Here is a 24,821-nt window from a genome sequence, read left to right as displayed (position 1 = left end):
GGCTGCCTTATAATTCGCTGCTAGCTAACTAATGGATGGCTTCATGTCGGATTACAGCGCCAAGCGGTTTTTGATCGTCGACGACTTTTCCGACTTTCGTAATTCGGTCAAAGCAATGCTGCGCGAGATGGGTGTCAGAGACGTGGACATGGCCGATCGTGGCGAACAGGCCATCGCCATGTGCCGGCACAAGCGCTACGACATCATTCTCCACGATTACAACCTGGGGGCCGGCAAGAACGGCCTGCAGACGCTGGAGGAGCTGCATGCCGCGCGCCTGATCAGCAATCAGTGCATCTTCGTCATGGTCACCGCCGAGAGCAGCCAGGCCATGGTGCTGAGCCTGCTCGAGCACGAGCCGGATGCCTACCTGACCAAACCCTTCAACCTGGCCAGTCTGGCTCAGCGCCTGGACAAGCTGGTGGAGCGCAAGACGCTGCTCAAGCCTGTGTTGCAGGCGCTCGACAAGCGCAATCCGGCCGAGGTGCTCAGTGCCTGCGAGGCGCTGTCCAAACAGGACAAGCGCCTGCAGCCGTTGTGTCTGAAGTACAAGGCGGGCGCGTTGCGCGACTTGGCCCGGCACCAGGAGCTCGAACAATTGCTGCAGGCGGTGCTGGCCGATCGTGCCATGCCCTGGGCCTTCCAGGCGCTGGGTGCTCTGCTGCACGAGCGTGGCGATCTGTTGCGGGCTCGCGAAATCTACGAGCAAGGCCTCAAGGCGTTCCCCATGCAACCCGGCTTGTACGACGGCTTGTCCGCCGTGCTGGAACAGCAGGGTGAGGCCAAGCGTGCACAGCAGGTGCTCGAAGATGCCGTGCGCATCTCGCCGCTGGCCATGCGCCGGCAGATGCAACTGGGCAAGCTGGCGATGCACAACGAAGACTTCGAGGGCGCCACCAAGGCCTATCGCAGCGCGGTGGAGCAGGGCAAGAATTCACGTCTGAAGAGCCCGGAAAACTACCTGGCGCTGAGTCAGGCGCTGATGGCCAGCGCGGGCGAAGAAACCCTGGGCAAGCGGGCGCAACTGGAAATCACCCAGGTGCTCAGCGAGCTGGGCCAGCAGTATGCGGCGGACAAGGCCATCCAGGTACGCCGTCGCCTGATGCAGGCGAGCAGCCTGCAGAAATCCGCCGAGCCGGCGCGTGCCGCGCAGATTGCAGCAGACGCGGCGGCGGAACTGCAGAATCTCGGCGAGTTCCTTCCGGCCGAGGTGGCCCTGACCCTGGTCGGACAGCTCCAGCAACTGGGCCAGAAGGAAGCCGGCACCCAGTTGCTCAAGGATTGCCTGGAGGTCTACGGTGACGACGCCAAGATTCTCGAATCGATCAGCCGCCTGACCGACGACCCGAGTGTCTTCGCTGCCAGCAAGGAGGCGATCGACTTCAACCGCCGGGGCGTGCAGGCCTACAAGCAGGGGCAGGTTGGCGAGGCGCTGGCGTTGTTCCGCCGGGCGCTGGGCCTGCAACCGAAGAACATCAGCATCGCTCTCAACGCGGCCCAGTCAATGTTGCGCCTGGGTACCGAGCAGCCGTCGTCCGAATGGCGCGAGGAGGCGCGCAGCTGTCTCGATGGCGTGCGCATGATCGCTCCCAGCGATGCACGCTACGCGCGCTACCAGCAACTGCGACGCAGGGTATTCGACACATGAGCGGGCTCGACCTCAGCACCATCATCGCCTCTACCGTGCATGACATGAAGAATTCCCTGGCACAGTTGGGCCAGGCGCATGCGCGCTGGCTCGCGCAACTGCCAGACGAGCTGCAACATACCCCCGAGCGCGGCGTGATCGAGTACGAAACGGCGCGCCTGAACGGCATGCTGGTGCAGTTGCTCGGCCTTTACAAACTGGAGGTCAACCAGCTGCCGCTGTACCCGTCGCATCACGAGCTGGACGACTTCATCCAGGCGCAGCTGGCGCGCCACCGCGACGTGCTCGACAGCCGTGGCATCCAGGCGCGCGGCGAGGTCAGCGAATTCGATCTAATGGGCTTCTTCGATCAGGAGCTGCTGGGCTCGGTGCTGGGCAACGTGATCGCCAATGCCATCCGCTATGCCCGCAGCGCCCTGCTGATCAGCGCCAGCGAGCAGGACGGCGAGCTGCTGCTGTACGTCAACGACGATGGCGCCGGCTATCCTCAGCAAATGCTCGAGCGCCAGGGCGACTACATCCTCGGCCTCAGCCAGAGCAGTGGCAGCACCGGCCTGGGTCTGTACTTCGCCGCACGCATCGCCCAATTGCACCAGCGCGATGGCCGTCGTGGGCGAGTCGAACTGAGCAACGGCGGCCCGCTCGGTGGTGGCGAGTTTCGCATCTATCTGCCCTGAATCCTGGCAGTGTAAGGTCGCCAGGATTCAGGTGCGCGCTCAGCTTTCCAGCCAGACGTCCCGGCACCAGTGCCAGACCGAGTCCCAGCTCTCGTCGGTCAGTTCGCCTTCGTCGCCGTCCCACAGCCAGACCTGGCCTTCCACGTCCACCGCGTAATAGTTGCGGCCGTCCTGGCACAGCGGCACCAGGTCGCGGGGCAGGCCGAGATCCCAGGCTACCGAAGTGACCTCCGGCAAGTAGGTGTGCGAGTGCGGGTCGCTGGCGGTCACCGGTTCCAGGCGGCCGTAGACCACGTCGCTGACCTTGAGCAGAAACTCACGTAGTTCGAAGGGCAGGTGGATGAGGATCTGCTCCTGAATCTCCACCAGGGTTTCCTCGTCCGGCAGCTCCAGCGGCACCGGTACCGGCTCGTTGAGTTCGCGCAGCTGTTCGATGACTTCTTCCACGGCGTTGGCTCCTCATGGCATGGGATCGGCTTTATACAGTAGCTGGCCGGCAGAATGAAAACATGTTGCCGCCCCCGCATACTGATGCTTTTGCGGAGTGCTCCTATGTCTATCGTCTGGCACTGCTTGCATCACCGTGAACTGGATACCGCCACGCTGTATGAGCTGCTGGCGCTGCGTACCCAGGTGTTCGTGGTGGAGCAGAATTGCCCTTATCTGGAAACCGACGGGCAGGATCTGCTCGGGGATACCCATCATTTGCTGGCGCATGACGAGCGTGGTCTGGTGGCCTACTTGCGCCTGCTCGATCCGCAGCGCATGGGCGGTGAGGTGGTGATCGGCCGCGTGCTGGTCGCCGAGGTGGCGCGGGGTACTGGTCTGGGTCACCAGTTGATGGAACGTGCGTTGGCCGAGTGCCGGCAGCGCTGGCCGGGTGTGCCGGTCTATCTGTCGGCGCAGGCGCACCTGCAGGGCTACTACGAGCGCCATGGCTTCGCCGCGGTGACCGAGGTCTACCTGGAGGACGACATCGCGCATATCGGCATGCGTCGGGCTGCTACCGATCCATCATGACGGACTGTCAGTCCTGCTGTAGGAGCGGCTTCAGCCGCGATAGCGGGCTGACGCCGAAACGAAAGAACCCGGGCAAGCCCGGGTTCTTCGTTCTGCAGCTGCGATCAGTTCTGGCGAATACCCGCGATCAGCCAAGGCTGGTTATCGCCCTGGGCACGCTCCAGGCGCCAGCTTTCGCTGAACGGCTCGCCCTGGTCGAAGCGCGAGGTCTTCGATACGCCGCTGAAGGTCAGGGTGGCGATGGTCTTCTCGGCGTTGTCGTCGACGCCATCCAGTTGCACGTCGAGGTCATCGACGTAGGTGGACTGGAAGCCATCACCCAGTTCAGCGCGCTCGCGCTTGAGGAATTCCAGCAGTTGCGGGGTGACGAATTCGGCGATCTTGTCCATCTCGTTCGCGTCCCAGTGTTGCTGCAGGTTCATGAAGTGTTCGCGGCCAGCGGCCAGGAAGCTCTGCTCATTGAACCAGGCCGGCGCGTTGATCACCGGAGCGGCCGAAGCCAGGCGACCACCGAAGATATTGCTGCCAGCTGCCGGAGCGTTGGCCGCGCTCGGCATTTCACGCTGGTACGGAGCACCGCCGGCGGCTGCGGCTTGCGGCTGCTGGCGGGCACGACGGGCGGCGAGGAAGCGGAACAGCAGGAAGGCGATCAGGCCGAAGATCAGCATGTCCATGATCTGCAGGCCTTCGAAGCCGTCACCCATGAACATGGAGGCCAGCAGACCACCGGCAGCCAGGCCAGCCAGTGGGCCGAGCCAGCGCGAAGCACCGCTGGCGGCAGCGGCAGGTTGACGACCAGGAGCCTGAGCAGCCGATTGAGCCGGCGGAGTGGCCTGGCGAGTCTGGTGGCTGGGGGCGGAACCAAAGGATTTGCCACCGCCAAAACGTTTGGCGTGGGCTTCGAAACTGAAGGTCAGTGCCAGGCACAGAACCATGGCGATACTGAGGAAATGCTGCATCACGGTTTTCTCTCTTGTGGAAAAGCTTGGTCGGCATCTTGCCCGTCATGGGCAGGCATGACCAGTGACAGAATGTTTCCAGCTTTTGCCCGCTGTGCACCCGATCAGCAAACGTAGCCCGGATGTAATCCGGGAAAGCCCTTGCCCATATTCCCGGATTGCATCCGGGCTACGGGCGTTGCAGCAGCAGGGGCAGCGGGCCGCAGCGCAGTTGGCGGCGCAGGTAGGCACGGAAGTCGGCATGCGCTTCTTCGGGATGGCGCAGCCAGTGTACGAAGCTGCGCAGATAGGCGCTGGTCAGCAGGGTTTCTTCGGCGATGCGCCGCAGGTGCAGGGATTGCCTTCCGGCGGCTTCGCGCCACCACTGCACGGTGCGGCTGACGCGCATCAGGCCGAGTACCTGCAGGTGGATATGGCCAGGCTCGAGCTTGTACAGCAGCATCTGCCCGGTGACGGCGCGATGCGTTGCGAGGCTGTCGAGCCAGGCCAGCAGGCAGCTTTCCAGGCGTTGCTCGGCGTTCAGGGCTTTCAGCTCGGGGTTTCTGGCGTGGCTGAGCATGGCCAGGTCGGCACGGTCGAACCAGGCTTCGACGAGGTCATCCTTGTCGCGGTAATGGCGGGCGATATCGTCGAGGCCGATTTCCAGGGTGGCGGCCACGTCGAACAGATGAAGGCGTTCCCAGCCGCAGATGTCGGCCAGTTGCAGGGCGGTATCGAGGATGCGGGCGGGGTCGGCCGTGTTCTTCTTCATGCTTCGAGTATGGCTGCTATGACGGGTAGCGGCTCCTCGAACGACAAACGGAGCTTGAGGCTCCTCGGCTCTGCGTAGGGTGCGCTGTGCGCACCAGCGGTTTGGTGTGCCGCTGGCGGTGCGCACGGCGCACCCTACATTTTCATCGGCTTCATCAGCGCCAGTCGTACAGCTCTCTCTCGGACAAGGCGTGCATCGAGGTGGCGAGTGCCTGGAAGGCTTTCATCGAGGCCCAGATGCGACCGTTCAATTCGCTCTGCGCGGCCAGGTCGCCCAGTACCTGATCGGTTTCGCGCTGCATGGCCTGCAGCACTTCGTCGGGGAAGCGCTTGAGCAGCGTGCCGCTCTTCTTCAGCTCGTCCAGCGCCAGGGCATTGTGGAAGACATAGTCATCCATCATGTCGAGGGTGGCGGCGCGCGCCGCTTCGGTGACGATGGCCTGCAGATCCGCTGGCAGGGCGTCGAAGGCCTTCTGGTTGATCAGCAGTTCCAGCACCGACTGCGGCTCCTGCCAGCCGGGGTAGTAGTAATACTTGGCTGCCTTGTGCAGGCCGAAGGCCAGGTCGTTGTAGGGGCTGACCCAGTCGGTGGCGTCGATGGCGCCGCTTTGCAACGAGGTGAAGATTTCGCCGCCCGGCAGCACCACGGTGGTGGCGCCAAGCCGGCTCCAGACTTCGCCGCCGAGGCCCGGCATGCGGATCTTCAAACCCTTGATGTCATCCAGGCTGTTGATTTCCTTGTTGAACCAGCCGCCCATCTGCATGGTGCTGTTGCCGGCGGTCAGTGGTTTGAGGCCGAAGGGCGCGTAGGCCTCGTCCCACAGGGCCTGACCACCACCGTGGCTGAGCCAGGCGTTCATTTCCAGGGTGGACAGGCCAAAGGGCACGGCGCCGAAGAACTGCGCGGCGGGCACTTTGCCTTTCCAGTAATAGGGGGTGCCGTGGCCGAGCTCGGCGGTGCCGCGCGATACCGCGTCGAACACCTCGAGGGCCGGTACCAGTTCGCCTGCGGCGTAGATCTTCACGGTCAGGCGACCAGCGCTCATGGCGTTGATGCGCTCGGCCAGCCGCTCGGCGGCCATGCCGGTGCCCGGCGCGTTCTTCGGCCAGGTGGTGACCATTTTCCAGTGGAAACTCTGCGCAGGCGCGGCGGCCGCCGTGGCAGGTTTCGCGTCATCCTTGCAGCCGATCAGGCCGAAGGCGAGCAGGGGCAGAAGCAGCAGGGAGGCAAGGCGCATGGGCAATATTTCCACAAAGAAAAACGGGGCCAGAACGGCCCCGTGGCAAGGCGATCAACGCCAGTTGTACAGCTCTTTCTCGGAGAGCTCGTGCATGGCGCTGGCTTCCTTGAGGAAGGCTCTCTGCGAGTTCAGGATGCGCGCGTTGAGGTCGTTCTCGGCTGCCAGGGCATCGAGCACCTCTTCGGACTGCTGACGCATGGCCTGCAGCACTTCGTCAGGGAAGCGCTTGAACTGCACGCCGTGATCCTTGAGGTTCTGCAGCGCCTTGGCATTGTTGAAGACGTAGTCGTCCATCATGTCCAGAGTCGAGGCACGGGCGGCTTCGACGACGATGGCCTGCAGGTCAGCCGGCAGGGCGTCGAAGGCCTTCTGGTTGACCATGGACTCGACCACTGCCTGTGGCTCCTGCCAGCCCGGGAAGTAGTAGTACTTGGCCGCCTGGTGCAGGCCGAAGGCCAGGTCGTTGTAGGGGCTGACCCAGTCGGTGGCATCGATGGCACCGGTCTGCAGCGAGGTGAAGATTTCACCACCGGGCAGGTTGACGGTGATCGCACCCAGCTTGCTCCAGACTTCGCCGCCGAGGCCCGGCATGCGGATCTTCAGACCCTGGATATCGGCCAGGGTGTTGATTTCCTTGTTGAACCAGCCACCCATCTGCATGGTGGTGTTGCCGGCCGACAGCGGTTTCACGCCGAACGGCGCGTAGGTCTCGTCCCACAGGGCCTGGCCACCACCGTGGCTGAGCCAGGCGTTCATTTCCAGGGTGGAGAGGCCGAACGGCACGCTGCTGAAGAATTGCGCGGCCGGTACCTTGCCCTTCCAGTAGTAGGGGGTGCCGTGGCCCATCTCGGCGGTGCCGCGGGAGACCGCGTCGAACACTTCGAGGGCGGGAACCAGTTCACCGGCGGCATAGACCTTGACGGTCAGGCGCCCGGCGCTCATGGCGTTGATACGGTCGGCCAGGCGTTCGGCTGCGGTGCCGAGGCCCGGGTAGTTCTTCGGCCAGGCGGTGACCATTTTCCAGTGGAAAGTCTGCGCCGGGGCTGCGCTGGCGGCGGCTGGTTCACTGCCTGCCTTGTCGTCCTTGCAGCCGACCAGGCCAATGGCGGCCATCAGGGCCAGGGCAGCGCCGAACAGGTTGCGGCGATTCATCAATATTCTCCAGATGCGGTCGTGTCGTTACTTGGAATGGGCCCTACAGGGCTTGCAGCTTGGCATATGCCAGCATCAGCCATTTACTGCCTTCGCTTTCGAAATTCACCTGCACCCTTGCCTGTGCGCCGGCACCCTCGAAATTGAGAATGGTGCCTTCGCCGAACAGGCTGTGCGAGACGCGCTGGCCCAGGCTGAAGGGGGTCTCCGGCACGGCGCTGCCGGCGAACAGGCTGCTGCCACTCATCGAGCTGTTGCTCATGGGGCGGCTGACGCTGTTGGAGAGACGCACTTCCTGAATCAGTGGCGCGGGAATTTCGCGGACAAAGCGCGAGACCTTGTTGTAGGTCTCGCTACCGTAGAGACGCCGGGTCTCGGCGTAACTGATCACCAGCTTCTGCATGGCACGGGTAATGCCGACATAGGCCAGGCGGCGTTCTTCTTCCAGTCGGCCCGGTTCTTCCAGGCTCATCTTGTGCGGGAACAGACCCTCTTCCATGCCGACCAGGAATACCAGAGGGAACTCCAGGCCTTTGGCGCTGTGCAGGGTCATCAGTTGAATGCTGTCCTCGTTCTCGGCGGCCTGGGTATCCCCGGCCTCCAGCGAGGCGTGGGTGAGGAAGGCCTGCAGCGGAGTCAGCTCGTCGTCTTCGTCGTTCTCGAAGGTACGCGCGGCGCTGACCAGTTCCTCGAGGTTCTCTACCCGGGCCTGGCCCTTCTCGCCCTTTTCCGCTTCGTGATAGGCGAGCAGGCCGCTTTTCTCGATGACCACCTGGGTCATCTGGTGCAGCGGCATGGCCAATACCTGCTCGGCCAGGTTCTCGATCAGCTCGATGAAACCGGCCAGTGCGGCGGACGCCCGACCCGGCAGAGCCTTGACCGCCAGCATCAGGCGGATCGCCTCCCACATGTGCACATCATGGGCGCGGGCGTACTCGCGGATGGTCTCGATGGTCTTCTCGCCAATGCCGCGCGTTGGCACATTGATGATGCGCTCCAGCGCCGCATCGTTGCCGCGGCCGTCGAGCAGGCGCAGGTAGGCCATGGCGTTCTTGATCTCGGCGCGCTCGAAGAAGCGCTGGCCGCCGTAGATGCGGTAGGGGATCTTCTCGCGCAGCAGCGCTTCTTCCAGCACTCGCGACTGGGCGTTGGAGCGATACAGAATGGCGATTTCGCTGCGTTTGAGGCCGTCCTTGCGCAGGGCGTCCTCGATCGTCTCGACCACGTAGCGCGCTTCATCGTGTTCGTTGAAGGCGGAATACAGGCTCAACAGCTCGCCATCGCCTACGTCGGTACGCAGCTCCTTGCCAAGACGCCCCTGGTTGTTGGCGATCAGGGCGTTGGCCGCGTTGAGGATGTTTGCCGTGGAGCGGTAGTTCTGCTCCAGGCGAATGATCTCGGCATCGGCGAAATCACTGTCGAACTGCTGGATGTTCTCGATTTTCGCGCCGCGCCAGCCGTAGATCGACTGGTCGTCGTCACCCACCACCATCAGGCTCTCGCCGCCCTTGGCGAGAAAGCGCAGCCAGGCGTACTGCACGGCGTTGGTATCCTGGAATTCGTCGACCAGGATATGCCGGAAGCGCTTCTGGTAATGCGCCAGCAGGCCGGCATTGTCGCGCCACAGGTCGAGCGCGCGCAGCAGCAGCTCGGCGAAGTCGATCACCCCGGTGCGTGCGCAGGCCGCCTCGTAGGCTTCATAGATGCTGCGCATGGTGGCCAGGAACAGGTCGCCGCTGGCCTGGATGCCTTGCGGACGGATGCCTTCGTCCTTCTGCTCGTTGATGAACCACTGCGCCTGCTTGGCTGGCCAGCGTTGCTCGTCCAGGCCCAGCTCGCGGATCACCCGCTTGATCAGGCGTTGCTGGTCATCGGAGTCGAGAATCTGGAAGTTCTCGGCCAGCTTCGCCTCCTGCCAGTGTGCGCGCAGCAGACGGTGAGCCAGGCCGTGGAACGTACCGACCCACATGCCGGCCGGGTTTTGCCCGAGCATGTCCTCGATGCGATGGCGCATCTCGGCGGCGGCCTTGTTGGTGAAGGTCACCGACAGAATGCTGTGCGGCGAGACATTCAGGCTCTGGATCAGGAAGGCGATGCGGTGCACCAGCACGCGGGTCTTGCCCGAGCCGGCACCGGCCAGCACCAGTTGATGACCCGGCGGTGTGGTGACCGCGTGGTACTGGGCTGGATTGAGAGTCTTGAGTTTCTGTTCGAGGTCGTTTTGCATCGCGGCATTCTAGGGGGCCGGGCAGGGGAGGGCAAACCGCGTCGACGAGGCGGTTTGCCGGGTCCTGTGCGCGGGGTAGACTGCGCCCTTCAATGGATTTGAGAGAGCCGCACAGTCGATGTCGACCGCTACCCTCGCCACGCACAGCCCGCTGCTGGGCATTGACCTGGGCACCACCAACAGCCTGATCGCCGTCTGGCGTGAAGGCCGCGCCGAACTCATCCCCAACGCCCTCGGCGATGTGCTCACGCCCTCGGCAGTGAGTCTGGATGAGGATGGCAGCATTCTCGTCGGCGCTGCCGCCCGAGCGCGTCTGACCACCCACCCGCTGCGCAGCGTGGCCGCCTTCAAGCGTTTCATGGGCAGTGACAAGCGCTTCACCCTGGGTGATCGCCAGTTCACCCCGGAAGAGCTTTCGGCGCTGGTGCTGGGTTCGCTCAAGGCCGATGCCGAGGCGTATCTCGGGGTGCCGGTGACGACTGCGGTGATCTCGGTTCCGGCCTATTTCAGCGACGAGCAGCGCAAGCGCACGGTATTCGCCGCCGAGCTGGCCGGGCTCAGTGTCGAGCGCCTGATCAACGAGCCGACTGCCGCCGCCATGGCCTACGGCCTGCACGAGCAGCCGCTGCAGCGTTCGCTGATCTTCGACCTGGGCGGCGGCACCTTCGACGTGACCGTGCTGGAATACGCCCTGCCGCTGATCGAGGTGCATGCCTCCACCGGCGACAACTTCCTTGGTGGTGAAGATTTCACCGAAGCCCTGCTCAAGGCCTGCCTGAGCGACTGGGGGTTGTCGCGTAGCGAGCTGGAAGGCCAGGAGCTGGCCAGCCTCGAAGATGCTCTGGAGCAGCTCAAGCGGCGTCTCGCCGAAGGGCCGCAGACCCTCGACTGGAGCGGGCGCCAGTGGCAACTGGATGACGCCCGCGCGCAGCAGATCTGGACGCCGCTGCTGACTCGTCTGCGCCAGCCGATCGAGCAGGCCTTGCGTGACGCCCGACTCAACCCGCGCGATCTCGACAGCCTGGTGCTGGTCGGCGGCGCCACGCGGATGAGTGCGGTGCAGCAACTGGTCGCCACCCTGTTCGGCCGTCTGCCTTACCGCCACCTCGACCCGGACACCATCGTCGCCCTCGGTGCTGCCGCGCAGGCTGCCTGCAAGGCGCGTGACCAGGCCATCGAGGAGCTCATTCTCACCGACGTCTGCCCTTACACGCTGGGTATTTCCTCGCGGCGCAGCGACGAGCAGCCTGGCGCCTTCTCGCCGATCATCGAGCGCAATACGGTGATCCCGGCGTCGCGCGTGCAGCGCTACTACACCACCCATGCGCAGCAGGAATACATCCGCATCGAGGTCTACCAGGGCGAGCGTCCGTGGGTGCGTGACAACATCTTCGTCGATGCTTTCGAAGTGAAGTTGACGCAGACCGGCCAGACCCAGGCGCTGGACGTGCGTTTCAGCTACGACATCAACGGCCTGCTGGAAGTGGACGTGACCCTGGAGAGTGGCCAGCGTCATGGTCATGTCATCGACCGCAGCCCCACCGGCCTGAGCGCCGAGGCGCGTGCCGCCAGTCAGGCGCGCCTGGCCGGGCTGAAGATCCACCCGCGCGATACCTTGCCCAACCGCACCCTGCTGGCGCGCCTGGAGCGTGCCTGGATGCAGACCCTGGGCGCGGAGCGCGAGCAGATCGGCCTGTGGCTGGACGAGTTCCAGAGCGTGCTCGGTGCCCAGCAGGAGCAACCGATCGCCGCCGCGCGTCAGCGCCTGGAGCAACAACTGGACGCGCTGCGCTTCTGACGCGAGCGGGTAGGGTGCGCCGCGCGCACCGCAAAACCGGCGCGCACGGCCTGGGTATCAGCCCCGAACCCCGTTCAGGCGGCGCAAGCTCGCCTGCAAGCCCTGCGTGGCGGTCTTCGCCTTGCCGCCGGCTGGGCCGTAACGGTTGGGCAGCGGGTCGCCTGGCCAGAAGAACAGGATCAGCAACATGTAGGGCAGCAGGAAACTGCCCAGCAGCAACATCAGCAGGGTGCCGATGCCCCGGCTCATGTCATGCAGGCGGCGCAGCAGGCAGGTGACCAGGACGAGGAAGGCGCCGCCGAGTACCGCCAGCGCCAGGTTGCTGCTCAGTTTGTCCGCTAGCAAGGTCAGGGGCAGTGCCGCCCCCACCACGGCAACCGTCTGCAGGCTGAAGTTGATCCGGTTCAGCCGGCCGCCCAAGCGCCAGAACTGCCACTGCGACCGCCAGGTCGTCGGCGCGTGCTCGGGCAGCAGACGCTCGCAGCGCGACAGCAGCAGGGTGATGGCCAGGCGCACTGCCGGCGGTGTGGCGCTGGAGTCCTTGGCTTTCTGCAACTTGCGCAGCAAGCTGGTCGCGGGCAAATGCGGTTTGGTGTTGCCAAGCAGGTCGCGCATGCCATCGAAGATCGCCTGCATGGTGGCGAACACCAGTCCGTTGTCCGTGCAGATCGATTGCGCCAGGTTCTGCGGCCGTCCCTTGACCAGCCCCTCGCGAAACGGTTCGAACCAGGTGCCTGGGCAGGTGAACGCCAGTAGCCGTTGCAAGGCCTGGCTGCGCTGTTCCTGCGGCAGATCCGGATCGTGATGAAGCAGGGCGTCTAGCAGCATCTGGCCGAACGGGTCGCTGGTCAGCGCGTCGCTATATTGCTGGGCGCAGGCCTCGAGACGTGCAACCGATGGCAGGCGTTGGCTGTCGAGGAGAATATCCGGGCTGACCTGTCCGGCAGCGATCAGGCCTTGCAGCGGATCGCTTTCATCGAGATTCAGCAGCCAGCGACGTGGCGTGGTGGCCGCTGCCAGCAATTGGGCCTTGGCCGCATGTGCCGGATGCTCGGCATCGGTCGGCAGTTCAGCGAGGGTTTGCTCCAGTTGCTCCAGCCATTGTTCAGGCTGCTCCAACAGGCCCAGCAGCAACAGGGTCTGGCGCTGCCAGTGCCAGCGGGCAGCGGCCTCGTCGGGAATCGCTGGCAGGCTTCGGGCGTTACGCTGCAGGGTCAGTTGCAACTGCAGGCAGGACGGCAGCAGCCAACTGGGCAGCGGCGCGAGCAGCTCGCCCAGGCGTTGCAGTGTCGCTTGGTCATACCGGCGCAAGCGTCTGAGCCCGCGCAACATCTGCGCGCGGGCCACGGTGTTGTCGCGCAGCGCTTCTGGCAACACGGCGCCCGGCGTGCTCAGTGCCTGCTGCAGCGCCTGCAAGGCGGGTGACTCACGTAGCCACTGGCGCTGTTGTCGGGCGTGGTGTTGTAGCCCGTGCACCAGTACGGCATCGAGCGGATGCTCGCCGGCCTGCAGGTTCAACAGCGGCTCGAGATCGGCGTCGTCACCCCGTTGCACTAGCCAGGCCTGGCGGTAGAGGCGGGTGAGCGGTTCGTCCGCTGCACCGAGCAGTTCGGCGAGAAAGGGCCATTCACTGTCGCCCAGTTGCCAGGCGACGAAGGTGCGCGCCAGTGGCGGCAGCTCGGTCTTGGCGGCGCGTTGCCAACGGGCCAGGGTCTGCGGGTTCTGCGCCGGTTCGCCATCGGCCAGATGATAGGCGTCGAGGGGGTGCTGATGACCGAGCGCGCTCTGGCTGCGGTTGAATGCCAGGATCAGCAGCGGCAGGCGCTCAGGTGAGTGGTGCGCGCACCAGGCCAGCAACCAGGCGGCAGCCTCGGGCATCTCGCGTTCGTGCCACAGGCGACTCCACAGGTCGAGGGCGTCCTGGTCATGGTGCTGCTTCTGCAACGCCAGCAGGTACTGCGTGTCGAGATCGTTCGGGGTGGCGTCATGCTGGGCCTGGTAGTGATCCAGCGCATCGCCGAGTGCTACGCCGGCCAGGGTGCACTGGCGATACAGGCGCGGATAGTAGGCCGGGTCGGCTGGCATCGGCAGGCACAGATGCAGCGAGCACCAGCCGCGAAATTCCTGCAGCGGCCGATTGTTGAACAGGTGCTCCAGGGTGCGGACGTACCAGAGGTTTTCCACCTGGGCGACGCCCGGCCACTCGGACAGCGTGGCGAGGTCGAACGGGTCGGGTTCGGCGATGCGCTGGAGAAACTGGTCGAGCGCCTCGGCCTCCTCGAAAGGCAGTTGCATCAGGCGATTGGCCCAGGCCATGCGCTCGGTGAGCAGGGTCACGCAGCGGTGCGACAGGGGGCCGTTGCTCAGCAGCAGGCCGCGCAGCGGGCCGTCGATGCTTTCCAACACGTCCAGCGGCAACTGGTCGAGCATCCGGCAATAGTCCTGCCAGGCCTCGGGGCGAAAGCGTCGGGCGGCATCCTGCAGCAATTCGACGAGCTGTTGGACGGCCTGTTCGTTAGCGCTGGGCAGGGTGGCCTGCTCATGGCTGGCGGGTGTTTCACCACGGGCCTGGCGCAGGGCGTCTTCATAGGCACTGCGTAGCGCCTGGAAACCCTCGGGGTCGCGCTCCGGGTGCACTTCGGGCAGGCGTGCGCGGTAGGCGCTGCGGATGGTGTTCTGATCGTCGGTCGGCTCTATGCCGAGGCGTTCCCAGCAACTCATGACCAGTCGAACGCCTCCAGCGATGCCGGTTTTTCCGGCAGATCCAGTTCCATGTCCCAAGGCAGTTCATCGAAGCCTGCTGCCGGGTTCAGTGTCAGTTCGCGCACCAGGGCGCGGTGCGTCGGGTCGCTGCCCTGGCGGCTGATGCACAGCGCCTGCTCGCCTGGTTGCTCGTGGCCCAGGCAGTTCCAGTAGCAGCGGCCGATGAGAAAACCGGCCAGGTAGCTGTGCCAGCCCTGGTAGTAGTAGCGGGCGCGCAGGCTCAGGCGGCTGTGCAGCCAGAGGTTTTCCTCGAGGCTCAGCCAGCCGTTGAGCTGGCCTATACGGGCGAGAAAGCTCATGCGCCCCAGATCCCAGGCGCGGATGCCGCCCGAGCCGCAGACCAGGATGGTGTCGGCGACGTAGCGGTAAGCCACCTGCTGGCTTTCGTCCAGGCTGTCGACCAGCGCCTGCCATTCACTTGGCAGCAGGCGCGCGTTGTCCCAGTAGGCACCGCTGAGGTCGCGCGCATGGCCGTCGTCGGTCATGCGCTGGACCATCGCCAGCAGTGCGGGGCGGTCAGCGATATCCCAGGACTCGCTGAGATCGATGAACTCGCTGTCCGGATAGAAGTTAGGTAGCGCGTATTGCGCGCCCGAGTTGGCGTTGATCGCCACCATCGGTGCGGAGAGGGCCAAAAGCCAGCGTTGTTGCAGGTCGTCCATGGGGAGTGGGCCGTTCGTCCCTGAGTGCGAAAGGTGCCCATCCTAGGAGCTGTTGCCGGGGGGCCGCAAGCGTCTCGCAGGCAGTGCGAGCGACACCTGCAAAAGCGCTGGCGAGCAGCCGACGACCGGCAGGTCAGGCCGCAGATGGCGGCTGCAGGCAGGCGAAAGGCCATCATTGCGCCAAAAGTTAGGCGTCAACCCGTGAAATTGGTCACATGCTGGTTGGGCACCGCGTCTGTCTCGGGTATTCTCCGGCCACGTCAGGGCTGTGACCGCTGCCAAAACGTGGCGCAGACCCTCAGGCAACCATTACAAGAACATCGCCTATGACCGCCACTCCTAGCGCCGTAGTACAAGAGGTGACGCTGGACCCGCAGCTGGCCGAGCGTCAGTTCGCCACGGATATTGCCGCCGAGCGTACCCGCCTGCTTTATCAGGGCTCGCGCCTGCCGACCATGCTGATGCTGCTGGTCGGGCTGGCGGGCACCTTGTTGCTGTGGGATCAGCAGAGCACGCCGTTGCTGGCCGGGTGGCTGGGCTGGGTGGTGCTGCTGGTGTTGCTGCGCCTGACCCAGGTGAACGCGTTCAGCGAGGCCTTGCCCAGCCGTCAGGCCGAATCCTACTGGCGGCGTATCTTCCTGTTCGGCGCCGGCGCCTCTGGCTTGACCCTGGCTTTCGCGGTAATTGCCCTGGTGCCCGCCGATGTGTTCTACCAGCAGGCACTGGTCTACGGCCTGATTGCTGCGGCGATCCTCTCCGCCAGCGTGGCCTACGCGGTCAGCCTCTCGGCCTTTCTCACCTTCGCCCTGCCATGCCTGGTGCCATCGGCGGCCTTCCTGCTGCTGAGCGATAACAGCCTGCAACGCGGCTGGGGCCTGCTCAGCGTCATCCTCTTTCTCGCGTTGCTGGTGGTGGCCTGGCAGGTCAATCGCCTGGTGCAGCGCAGCCTGGTGCGGCGTTTCCACAACCTGGCGCTGATCGCCCATCTGCAGCAGGCCAAGCAGCAGGCCGAAGGCCTCAACGAAGAGCTGGCCCGCGAGGTGGAGCAACGCCGCCGTGCCGAGCGAGAGTTGCGTAGCGCCCATGGTGAACTGGAGATGCGTGTCGCCGAGCGCACCCTGGAACTGGATGAGGCGACCCACGCCCTGGGCAAGAGCCAGGCGCGCCTGGCCCTGGCCATGGAGGCCAGCGAACTGGGCCTGTGGGACTGGGATCTGCAGAGCGATCAGGTGCACCACTCGCACCTGCGCGAGCTGTTTGGCCTGGAGCCCGAGCAGGTACAGGTGATGCTGCGCGACCTCACTCCGCGCCTGCACCCGGACGATCTGCCGGCACTGCGCCGGGCGTTGGTGGCGCACATGAAGGGGCGCAGCGAGGATTACCACATCGAGTACCGCGTGCGGCATGCCGATGGCCACTGGGTGTGGATAGAGGATCGCGGCCGCGCAGTCGAGCGTGACGCCAATGGCCGGGTGTTGCGAATGCTCGGTACGCGACGCGACATCAGCGTGCGCCGCCAGCAGGAGGAACAGCAGCGCCTGGCGGCGACGGTATTCGAAGCCGCCAGCGAGGGTATCTGCATCCTCGATCCGGACTACCGCCTGCTCGCCGTGAACCGAGCGTTCAGCGCAGTGACCGGCTACAGCCGCGAAGACGTGCTCGGGCGCCGGGTCACCAGCCTGATCGGCAGCCGTGAGATGCGTCAGCAGTACCAGATGATCCGCCAGGAACTGGACAGCAGTGGCACCTGGCAGGGCGAACTGATCGAGACACGCAAGAGTGGCGAACTCTACCCGCAGTGGCTGCAGCTCAACCTGGTGCGCGATGCCGCCGGCCGGCCCAGTCATATCGTCGGCTTCTTCGCCGACCTGACCGCGCGGCGCGAGGCTGAAGAGCGCCTGCGCTACCTGTCGCACTACGACGAACTGACCGGCCTGGCCAACCGCAGCCTGTTCAAGGAACGCCTGCACGAGGCCAGTCAGCGCGCACGGCAGAGCGGTCGCAGCATTGCCCTGGTGCATATCGACCTGGATCGCTTCAAGCTGCTCAATGACAGCCTCGGCCATGAAATTGCCGACCAGTTGCTGCGGCAGATGAGTCGCCGCCTGACCCAGGCCGTGCCGGAAGCGGACTGCATCGCGCGGCTGTCCGGCGATGAGTTCGCCATCATCCTCGACGCCTACGGCAGCCTGTCCAGCCTGGCGCGGGTAGCCAGCCGGCTGCTGGCCAAACTGCGTGTGCCGATGACTGTCGGCGGCCACGAACTGGTGGTCAGCGCCTCGCTGGGTATCAGCCTGCTGCCGGATTACGCCCGTGAGATCAGCGCCCTGATCAGCCAGGCCAACATGGCTGTGCAACATGCCAAGCACCTGGGCGGCAACACTTTCCAGTTCTTCACCGACAACCTGCAGGCCTGCACCCTGGAGCGCCTGCAACTGGAAAACCGCCTGCGCAAGGCCATCGACGATGGCCAGCTGGAGGTGTTCTACCAGCCCAAGCTGGACCTGCGTGATGACAGTCTCAGTGCCGCCGAGGCGCTGGTGCGCTGGCGCCATCCCGAGCAGGGGCTGATCGCCCCAGGCGAGTTCATCGGCCTGGCCGAGGAAACCGGGTTGATCGTGCCCATCGGCGAGTTCGTCCTGCGCCAGGCTTGCTACCAGGCCTGCGAATGGCAGCGCCAGGGGCTGGCGAACATCCGTGTTTCGGTCAACCTGTCGGTGCATCAGCTACGCCAGGGTAACCTCGCCAGCCTGGTGCGCCAGGTGCTCGACGAGACCGGCCTGGCACCGTACTGGCTGGAGCTGGAGCTGACCGAGAGCCAGATGCTCGACAACGTTGAGAGCGTGATCGCCACCTTCCAGCAACTGCGCAACCTCGGGGTGAAACTGGCCATCGACGACTTTGGTACCGGTTACAGCTCGCTCAGCTACCTCAAGCGTTTCCCGGTGGACTACGTGAAGATCGATCAGACCTTCATTCGTGACCTGTCGCCAGGTGGTGAGGATGCCGCCATCACCCGCGCGATCATCGCCATGGCCCACAGCCTGGAACTCAAGGTGGTGGCCGAGGGTGTCGAGACCCAGGCGCAGATGGATTTCCTCAAGAGCCAGGCCTGCGACGAGATCCAGGGTTTTTTGATCAGCCGGCCGATCGAGGCCTGCGACTTTGCCGAGCTGCTGCGCGCGCAGATCGACCGCCCGCTGGCGTAACGGCGTTTCCTCTCTACCCAGCCCGTGACGCGCGCGTGGTGCTGACCGGAGCAAAGATGGCTGCGTTGTTCTGATGCGCTGCGGGATGCTGCGCGTCCCCTGTCGTGAAGGAGCACCCCGATGGCCAAGGCCCCTCCCTGAGCATGGCGCAGCGTCTGTTGCTGGCCTCGCAGAGCATGGCGCCGGTGGCGGTGAAAGCGGCGCTGGTGCAGAAACTCGGCCCGGTACAGGCCGCGCAGTTGTCGCCACATATGCCGGCAGAGCAGTTGCGCGAGCTGATTCTCGAACTGCCCATCGAGTTTCTCGCCCAGGTCACCACTCACCTCGATCCACGCTTGATTCTCGACGCCTACCTTGCCCTGCCGGACGACGTGCATCTGCAGGTGGCTCGCCAGCTCTGCGTGATCGGCGCCTTCGCCACGGCTGCGCGCTACGCCGAGTGCCTGTCGGCCAAACAGGTGAAGGTGCTGATCTACGGCATCAACGATGCTGCTCACGTGCTGCAGATCGCCCGGCATATCGTCGACATCGACCTGATCGTGCAGAGCCTGCGCAGCTTTTCCACCGGGTATCTGTGCAGGTTGACCGAAGCCGCCGCCGCCGATGACAACGTGGCTATCTCGGCGCGGGTGCTCGGTGGGCTGCCGCTGCCACGTCAGGCTGACGTTTGCGCCCACCTCAAGCCAGTGGTGTTGCGCGCGCTGTTGCCGTTGCTGCTTGAGGCCAACGACGAACTGCGCGAGCTGTTGCCCGAGCGCGTGCAGGAAGCGGTCGCGCTCTAGGGGCGGCGTTCACTTGGCGAACAGCTGGCCAATGTCCTTGAAGGCCTTGAACTCCAGGGCATTGCCGCAAGGGTCGAGGAGGAACATGGTGGCCTGCTCGCCGACCTGGCCCTTGAAGCGCACGTAGGGCTCGATGACGAACTTCGTCTCGCGGCTGCGCAGGCGCTCGGCCAGGGCCTCCCAGTCATTCCAGCCGAGCACCACGCCGAAGTGCGGCACCGGTACGTCGTGGCCGTCCACCGGATTGCTGACCGCGGATTCCTGATAGGCCATCTTCGGCGCTTCATGAATCACCAACTGGTGGCCGAAGAAATCGAAGTCCACCCAGTGCTCGCTGCTACGGCCTTCGGCGCAACCGAACACCTCGCCATAGAAAAAGCGCGCCGCAGCCAGGTCGTAGACGGGAATCGCCAGGTGAAAGGGGGCAAGGGACATCACGGTATACCTCTGTTGATTTTTCGCACCAGCCTAACAACAGCGGAATTGATTGAAAGCGAATATCCTTGCTCGCAAGCTCAAATGTTTTTGATCAATTGAGGCATCGATGCTGCGCGAGCTGAAGACCTTCGTCACCGTCGCCCGCCTGGGTACTTTTGCCGCCGCTGGCCAGCAGGTCGGCCTGACCCAGTCGGCGGTCAGTGCGCAGATGCGTGTGCTGGAGCAGCACCTCGGCGTGCGCCTGTTCGACCGCAGCGGCCGTGCCGCCGTGCTCAACGCGGCGGGCCGGCATGCGCTGCCACTGGCCGAGCAGATGCTCGCCTTGTACGCACAGATGGCGCTGCCGCAGGCGGCCGATCAGTGGCAGGGGGAATTGCGTGTCGGTGCCATCGCTACCTTGCAAACCGGGCTGCTGGCCGAGGCGCTACCGCGTTTTCGCCAGCTGGCTCCGCTCGTGGAGTTGAAACTGGTACCGGGCGTGTCATTGCAGTTGTTCAGCCAACTGGATGCCGGCGAGCTGGATCTGGCCCTGCTGATCAAGCCGCCTTTCGCCTTGCCCAAGGAACTGCTGGAAGTGCCGCTGGCGCGCGAGCCTTTCGTACTGATCGCGCCGTTGGAGGTGGTCGGTGATGACCCGCTGCGCCTGCTCGCCGAACAGCCCTTCGTGCGCTATGACCGTGCTTCGTTCGGTGGGCGTCAGGTCAGCCGCTTTCTCCGCGAGCAGCGCCTGAACGTGCGTGAAGCGCTGGAACTCGATGAGGTCGAAGCCATCGTGCGCCTGGTGGAAAACGGCATGGGCGTCTCCCTGGTGCCGCGCGCCGGGTTGTGGTTGCAGCGGCCGACGCGCTTGAGGGTGATCGAGCTGGGCGAGCTGACCTTCCACCGCGAGTTGGTCGCGCTGTTACGACGGGCCCAGCGGCAGCCAGCGTTGGATTGTCTGTTGAGTTGTCTCGATCTACAGAATTGAAAATGGTTCTCAATAAAAATAAGATGCCGCTTTCCTCTCGCCCAAGACCAGGGATGCACGATTGTCGGACTTGGATCTCAAAGGCCTGTTCCAGAAGCACGCCAAGGCCTTGCACAGTTTCCTGCTGCGCAAGAGCCGCGACCCGCAACTGGCCGCTGACCTCACCCAGGAAAGTTTCCTGCGCCTGGCCGAGCAGCGTGGTGGTGAGCGCATCGACAATTCACCGGCCTACCTCTACCGCACGGCCAGCAACCTGCTGATCGACCATCAGCGCCAGCAGATTCGCCGCAAGACCGATCTGGTTGCCGATGACGTCCTGTTCGAGGTCGAGGCTGGTGGTAGTTCGATGGACGAGATCATTGCGGCTCGCCAGGGCGTGGAGCGTCTTCAGCGTGCCATTGCCGAACTGCCGTTGCGCACTCAGGAAATCTTCCGGCTCAACCGTATCGAAGGCCTGACCCACGCTCAGGTGGCGCGTCAGCTGGACATTTCCGACAGTTCGGTGCAGAAGCATCTGGCGCGGGCGTTGGCGCATGTGATGGAGCGCCTGGTCGAGGCGGGCGAGCAGGTATGAGGCGGTGTTACGGTAAAATCCGCTGTCGCGCGTCATTACTTGAGACGGGCACGAGCCGCCCGGTTCGCAACGACCTATAACGAGAATCGAGAGTGAGCGTGATTAGCCAAGATCCGCAGCAGCGGAGTATCCGCGAGGCGGCCGCCGAGTGGGCGGTATTGCTCGCTGACGGTGCACTCGATGACCCCCAGCGCGAGGCGTTGCAGCAGTGGTTGCAGGCTGACCCCCGGCATGCCGAGGCGTTGGCCTTCGCCCAGCGCACCTGGGCGGCGCTGGGCGGCTTGCCGGCCGAGAAGCCTTTGCCACGCCGCGCGACGTCCGTCGCTTCCAACGCCTCGCGCTTGCCCAGGCGCCATACCCGGCTGCGTCGCTGGAGCGCGGCTGCCTGCCTGACGCTGCTGCTCGGCGGGCTGGGGCTGAGTCAGGGCGAGCGTATGCTTCTGCCGCTGCTGGCTGACCACCACACTGCGGTGGGAGAGGTGCGCAGCCTGACCTTGTCCGATGGCAGCGATGTCATTCTCGACAGTGGCAGCGCCATCCGCCTGGATTATTCCGCTGGCCAGCGCCGGGTGGAGCTGCTGGCGGGGGCGGCGATTTTCCAGGTGGCGCCGCAGGCCGGCCGCCCTTTCGTCGTCGTGGCATCGGGCGGTTCTGTCCAGGCCCTGGGTACGCGCTTCCTGGTTCAGCATGAAGCGGGCGAACGGACACTGGTTGGTGTTCTCGAACATGCTGTGCAGGTCAATGCCGCGCAGCAGCAGCGACGTCTGGAGGAAGGCGATAGCGTGCGTTATGACGCTGCCGGTATGCATGACGCATCGCTCGATCTGCAGCGTGCTGCCAGTTGGCAGCGTGGCTTGCTGATATTCGACCGGCAGCCACTGGGCCAGGTGATCGAGCAGCTCAACCGCTACCGACCGGGTTACATCCTCATTGGTCGCGATGCCTTGGCGCAGCGTGAGGTCAGTGGCGTATTCCGCCTCGATGGCTTGGACGATGCATTGGCCACTCTGACCCGTGAGATGCAGCTGCAGCACCGAGAATTACTGGGCGTCAGCCTGATCTACTGATCCTTTTCGCGATCTGCGAAAAAAGTTTTCCATCGAGTTACTGACTTTCCGTCTGTCGGGCGTCTTTGTTGTTAGTGATTTTCATTATCAACAAAAATAGCTTGGAGTCAGTCGTGAGTCATCGTCGTTCCGTAGTACCACCCACGTTTCGCCGTCGTGGCCCTGCGCCGCTGCTCGGCAGTGTTGCACTGGGCGTGGCCATGGCCCTGAGCAGCACCGCTGTTGCTGCAGCGTCGGCAAGCGACAGGGCGCTCGCACAGCGCCAGGTGGTGGAGTTCGATATCGCTGCTCAGCCACTGGATCGCGCCGCTCTGGCATTCGCCGAGCAGGCTGGCGTACAGGTGTTCTTCGATAGCGCGCGGCTGCAGGATTTCGTCAGCACCGCCCTGAAAGGCCGCTACTCCCTCGATGAAGGCCTGCGCCGCCTGCTCGACAGCACGCCGGTGGACTATCGCTTCGATGGCGTGCAGCACGTCACCCTGACTCGGCGTGTCCTCAGCGATGACCAGGCGCTGCAACTGCAATCCACCACCGTGCAGGGGCAACTGCTCAGCGAGCGCCAGGAAACCTACCTCAAGCCGCGCTCGGTGGCGGTGATCGACCGTGAGCAGATCGACCGGCGCCCACCGCGTCATGCCGCCGACATGCTGGAGGAAACCTCGGGCGTCTATACCGCCGTCAATCAGCGCGACCCCGGGTTGTCGGTGAACATTCGCGGTGTGCAGGACTATGGCCGGGTGAACATGAACATCGACGGCATGCGTCAGAACTTCAGCGTCAACGGCCATCAGCAGCGCAACGGCGTGATGTTCGTCGACCCCGAATTCATTTCCAGCGTAGAGATCGACAAGGGCACCAGTGCCGGCATGGGCGGTGCTGGTGTGCTGGGTGGGATCGCCTCGTTCAATACGCTCGATGCACGCGAGTTTCTTGGTGAGGGCAAGGAGTTCGGTGGGCGCCTGCGCACCGGGCATGGTATCGGCGAGCTGGGCAATGGCACTTACTTCAACGGCAGTGTCGTATTCGCCTTCGGTAACGAGATCGGCGATGTCCTGCTGGGCGTGAGCGAGCGGCATTTCGGTGACTACCGCGCCGGTACCAATGACAAGGACAACCTGGGTACGCAGATCCGATCACGCCAGCAGGCCCCAAGAGCCTGGGAGGACTGGCTGGAATCCGAGGTCGAGGAAATGAGCAGCGTGACCCGTTCACGGCTGTTCAAGCTGGGGTTGAACCTGCCGGAAGACCAGCGTTTGCAGCTGAGTTATCTGGAGTACGACACCGACAGCAAGGATGCCTGGGCCTATACCTCGGCCGATGAGCAGAGCACCTATTACGTGCGCAATGGCACCAGCGACATCATCGCCCGCAATACGGCGCTGGACTACAGCTACAGCCCCGATGACGATCTGATCGACTTCAAGGCCAAGCTCTACTACGTCAGTACTCGTCAGGATCGCTGGAATGCCGGCAGCATGGCGACTCCCGGCAGCGGCAACTGGTACCCCGATTACACGGACAAGTACCGCACCGACACCTGGGGCCTGCAACTGCAGAACACCTCGCGTTTCTACATCGGCGATCTGCACCAGTTCGCCGTCACCTATGGCAGCGAGCTGTTCCGTGACACTTTCAAGCCTTCCACCACGCGCACACCTGCTGTCAATGAAACGGCCTATCCCTATGTCAAGGGTGCAACGCCCGAAGGTGAGCGCACCTTGGCCAGCCTCTTCGGTGAAGTGGTCTACGACTACGACGACTGGCTGACCTTTGATGCCGGGTTGCGCTATGACCGTTATCGCCTGGAGGGCGATACCGGGCTGACGGTATGGATGCTTCCGGCTGGTCAGTTCACGGCCAGCAACAATGTAGAGCGCTCGCTGGTGTTCGATGTGGATCGGGAGGAGGGACGCTTCTCGCCCACGCTAGGGCTGGCGATCAAGCCGGGGTTGGACTGGCTGCAGCTCTACACGCGCTGGGGTAAGGGCTGGCGTCCGCCGGCTGTGACTGAGGCGTTCATGTCCGGCCGCCCTCACGGCGGTGGTGGATCGGAGATGGTCTACCCCAACCCATTCCTCGAGGCCGAGCGTTCCCACAACTGGGAGGTGGGCTTCAACATCTTCAAGGAGTCCTTGCTGCGAGATGGGGATCGCCTCGGAGCCAAGGTGGCCTACTTCGACACACGCATCGACAACTTTTCCTTCATGGACATAAACGTCAGCGTGCCGGGCGGTACTGTCGGCGGTATCGGTCTGGGGCGCTCGGCTTACCAGAACAATCTGGAGGAAACCCGTTTCCGCGGTATCGAGTACAACCTTGATTACGATGCCGAGGACTACTACGCCCGTATTAGTTACACCCACATGATCGGTAGCAACGACTTCTGCTCGAAGGAGTTCTACATGGGCGGCGCGCAGGAGCGTGTTCAGGTGGGCACCGTGCCCGGCTTCATTCAGGTCGGGCCCATTCAGATTCCAGTGCAACGCCCTCTTTACGAGGCGCGGCCCAATGCTGCGCTGAACGATCTGGTCACCTGCAGCCAGATCATGGGCAATGCGTCCTATATGCCGGCTGATCGAGGCTCGCTGACGTTGGGTATGCGCTTTCTCGACAAGCGCCTGGATGTGGGCGCGCGCCTGCGTTACAGCAAGGGCAACGGTGAGAACCTCGAGTCTCATGGGTATACCCAGATCGACCAGGCGCTCTGGCCGCAATACAAGGTCTACGACCTCTACGCCAGTTACTGGATGACGCGCAGCCTGAACCTGGCGCTGTCGATGGAGAACGTCACCGACCAGGCCTACTTCGTCGCCATGGGGGATGCCAACAATCTCTCCCTGGCGCGCGGTCGCACCCTCAGTGGGATGCTCGAATATCGATTCTGAAC

Annotated in this window: 19 protein-coding genes; 10 read left to right on the top strand and 9 right to left on the bottom strand. The window is 64.1% G+C overall.

Annotation, left to right across the window (positions count from 1 at the left end):
* Window positions 1-43 precede the first annotated feature (43 nt).
* Both HS968_RS25565 and HS968_RS25560 read left to right on the top strand, forming a co-directional pair.
* The gene (locus HS968_RS25565) at window positions 44-1,648 is read left to right on the top strand and encodes a tetratricopeptide repeat-containing response regulator (RefSeq protein WP_182369328.1); all 1,605 of its coding nucleotides are present in this window, start codon (window positions 44-46) and stop codon (window positions 1,646-1,648) included.
* A complete protein-coding gene (locus HS968_RS25560) occupies window positions 1,645-2,325 on the top strand; it encodes a sensor histidine kinase (protein ID WP_179623145.1) in 681 nt (226 codons plus the stop codon). The genes HS968_RS25565 and HS968_RS25560 overlap by 4 nt, the downstream gene beginning before the upstream one ends.
* A 39-nt stretch (window positions 2,326-2,364) precedes the next feature.
* Here HS968_RS25560 and HS968_RS25555 read toward each other — a convergent pair whose 3' ends face one another.
* The gene (locus HS968_RS25555; protein ID WP_119694936.1) at window positions 2,365-2,772 is read right to left on the bottom strand and encodes an SMI1/KNR4 family protein; all 408 of its coding nucleotides are present in this window, start codon (window positions 2,770-2,772) and stop codon (window positions 2,365-2,367) included.
* Window positions 2,773-2,877: 105 nt separating this feature from the next.
* On the opposite strand from HS968_RS25555, the gene HS968_RS25550 reads away from it, so the two are divergent.
* Complete coding sequence (locus HS968_RS25550) at window positions 2,878-3,345, top strand: GNAT family N-acetyltransferase (RefSeq protein ID WP_179623144.1); 468 nt, start codon at window positions 2,878-2,880, stop codon at window positions 3,343-3,345.
* Between the two features lie 104 nt (window positions 3,346-3,449).
* Here HS968_RS25550 and HS968_RS25545 read toward each other — a convergent pair whose 3' ends face one another.
* From HS968_RS25545 to uvrD, 5 genes are all read right to left on the bottom strand, one after another.
* Window positions 3,450-4,304, bottom strand: coding sequence for a Tim44 domain-containing protein (locus HS968_RS25545; RefSeq protein WP_182371690.1), 855 nt, complete (start codon window positions 4,302-4,304; stop codon window positions 3,450-3,452).
* Window positions 4,305-4,473: 169 nt separating this feature from the next.
* Complete coding sequence (locus tag HS968_RS25540; RefSeq protein WP_182369326.1) at window positions 4,474-5,055, bottom strand: TetR/AcrR family transcriptional regulator; 582 nt, start codon at window positions 5,053-5,055, stop codon at window positions 4,474-4,476.
* A gap of 154 nt (window positions 5,056-5,209) precedes the next feature.
* Window positions 5,210-6,292, bottom strand: coding sequence for a TRAP transporter substrate-binding protein (locus HS968_RS25535; protein WP_182369324.1), 1,083 nt, complete (start codon window positions 6,290-6,292; stop codon window positions 5,210-5,212).
* 54 nt (window positions 6,293-6,346) lie between these two features.
* Complete coding sequence (locus HS968_RS25530; protein ID WP_119694931.1) at window positions 6,347-7,447, bottom strand: TRAP transporter substrate-binding protein; 1,101 nt, start codon at window positions 7,445-7,447, stop codon at window positions 6,347-6,349.
* Between the two features lie 43 nt (window positions 7,448-7,490).
* On the bottom strand, window positions 7,491-9,674 hold the full coding sequence (gene uvrD / locus HS968_RS25525; RefSeq protein ID WP_182369322.1) for a DNA helicase II: 2,184 nt from the start codon (window positions 9,672-9,674) through the stop codon (window positions 7,491-7,493).
* 118 nt (window positions 9,675-9,792) lie between these two features.
* Here uvrD and HS968_RS25520 point away from each other — a divergent pair, with 118 nt between their 5' ends.
* A complete protein-coding gene (locus tag HS968_RS25520; RefSeq protein WP_182369320.1) occupies window positions 9,793-11,472 on the top strand; it encodes a molecular chaperone HscC in 1,680 nt (559 codons plus the stop codon).
* Between the two features lie 57 nt (window positions 11,473-11,529).
* Here HS968_RS25520 and HS968_RS25515 read toward each other — a convergent pair whose 3' ends face one another.
* Complete coding sequence (locus HS968_RS25515; RefSeq protein WP_182369318.1) at window positions 11,530-14,193, bottom strand: DUF805 domain-containing protein; 2,664 nt, start codon at window positions 14,191-14,193, stop codon at window positions 11,530-11,532.
* Window positions 14,190-14,897, bottom strand: a complete 708-nt coding sequence (locus HS968_RS25510) for a DUF1266 domain-containing protein (RefSeq protein WP_182369316.1) — start codon at window positions 14,895-14,897, stop codon at window positions 14,190-14,192. Before HS968_RS25510 ends, HS968_RS25515 begins: the two co-directional genes overlap by 4 nt.
* Before the next feature lie 326 nt (window positions 14,898-15,223).
* Between HS968_RS25510 and HS968_RS25505 the strand changes: the two genes are divergently transcribed.
* Together HS968_RS25505 and HS968_RS25500 are read left to right on the top strand one after the other, a co-directional pair.
* Window positions 15,224-18,106, top strand: coding sequence for an EAL domain-containing protein (locus HS968_RS25505; protein ID WP_182369314.1), 2,883 nt, complete (start codon window positions 15,224-15,226; stop codon window positions 18,104-18,106).
* A gap of 104 nt (window positions 18,107-18,210) precedes the next feature.
* On the top strand, window positions 18,211-18,888 hold the full coding sequence (locus tag HS968_RS25500; protein ID WP_238338883.1) for a hypothetical protein: 678 nt from the start codon (window positions 18,211-18,213) through the stop codon (window positions 18,886-18,888).
* Between the two features lie 9 nt (window positions 18,889-18,897).
* Here the strand turns inward: HS968_RS25500 and HS968_RS25495 are convergent, their stop codons facing one another.
* Window positions 18,898-19,323 (bottom strand): VOC family protein, encoded by a 426-nt coding sequence (locus HS968_RS25495; protein WP_106738088.1) that lies wholly within the window; start codon window positions 19,321-19,323, stop codon window positions 18,898-18,900.
* Window positions 19,324-19,432: 109 nt separating this feature from the next.
* On the opposite strand from HS968_RS25495, the gene HS968_RS25490 reads away from it, so the two are divergent.
* From HS968_RS25490 to HS968_RS25475, 4 genes are all read left to right on the top strand, one after another.
* Window positions 19,433-20,293 (top strand): LysR substrate-binding domain-containing protein, encoded by an 861-nt coding sequence (locus HS968_RS25490; protein WP_182369312.1) that lies wholly within the window; start codon window positions 19,433-19,435, stop codon window positions 20,291-20,293.
* A gap of 61 nt (window positions 20,294-20,354) precedes the next feature.
* A complete protein-coding gene (locus tag HS968_RS25485; RefSeq protein WP_182369310.1) occupies window positions 20,355-20,867 on the top strand; it encodes an RNA polymerase sigma factor in 513 nt (170 codons plus the stop codon).
* 98 nt (window positions 20,868-20,965) lie between these two features.
* Window positions 20,966-21,934, top strand: coding sequence for a FecR family protein (locus HS968_RS25480; protein ID WP_182369308.1), 969 nt, complete (start codon window positions 20,966-20,968; stop codon window positions 21,932-21,934).
* Window positions 21,935-22,134: 200 nt separating this feature from the next.
* Window positions 22,135-24,819, top strand: a complete 2,685-nt coding sequence (locus tag HS968_RS25475; RefSeq protein WP_182371688.1) for a TonB-dependent receptor — start codon at window positions 22,135-22,137, stop codon at window positions 24,817-24,819.
* The last annotated feature ends 2 nt before the right edge of the window (window positions 24,820-24,821 follow it).

Origin of the sequence: Pseudomonas berkeleyensis (genome assembly GCF_014109765.1) — a bacterium.
Classification (GTDB): domain Bacteria; phylum Pseudomonadota; class Gammaproteobacteria; order Pseudomonadales; family Pseudomonadaceae; genus Aquipseudomonas; species Aquipseudomonas berkeleyensis.
Note: the sequence above shows the minus strand (reverse complement) of the source record. Positions and strands in the feature narration are given on the sequence as shown.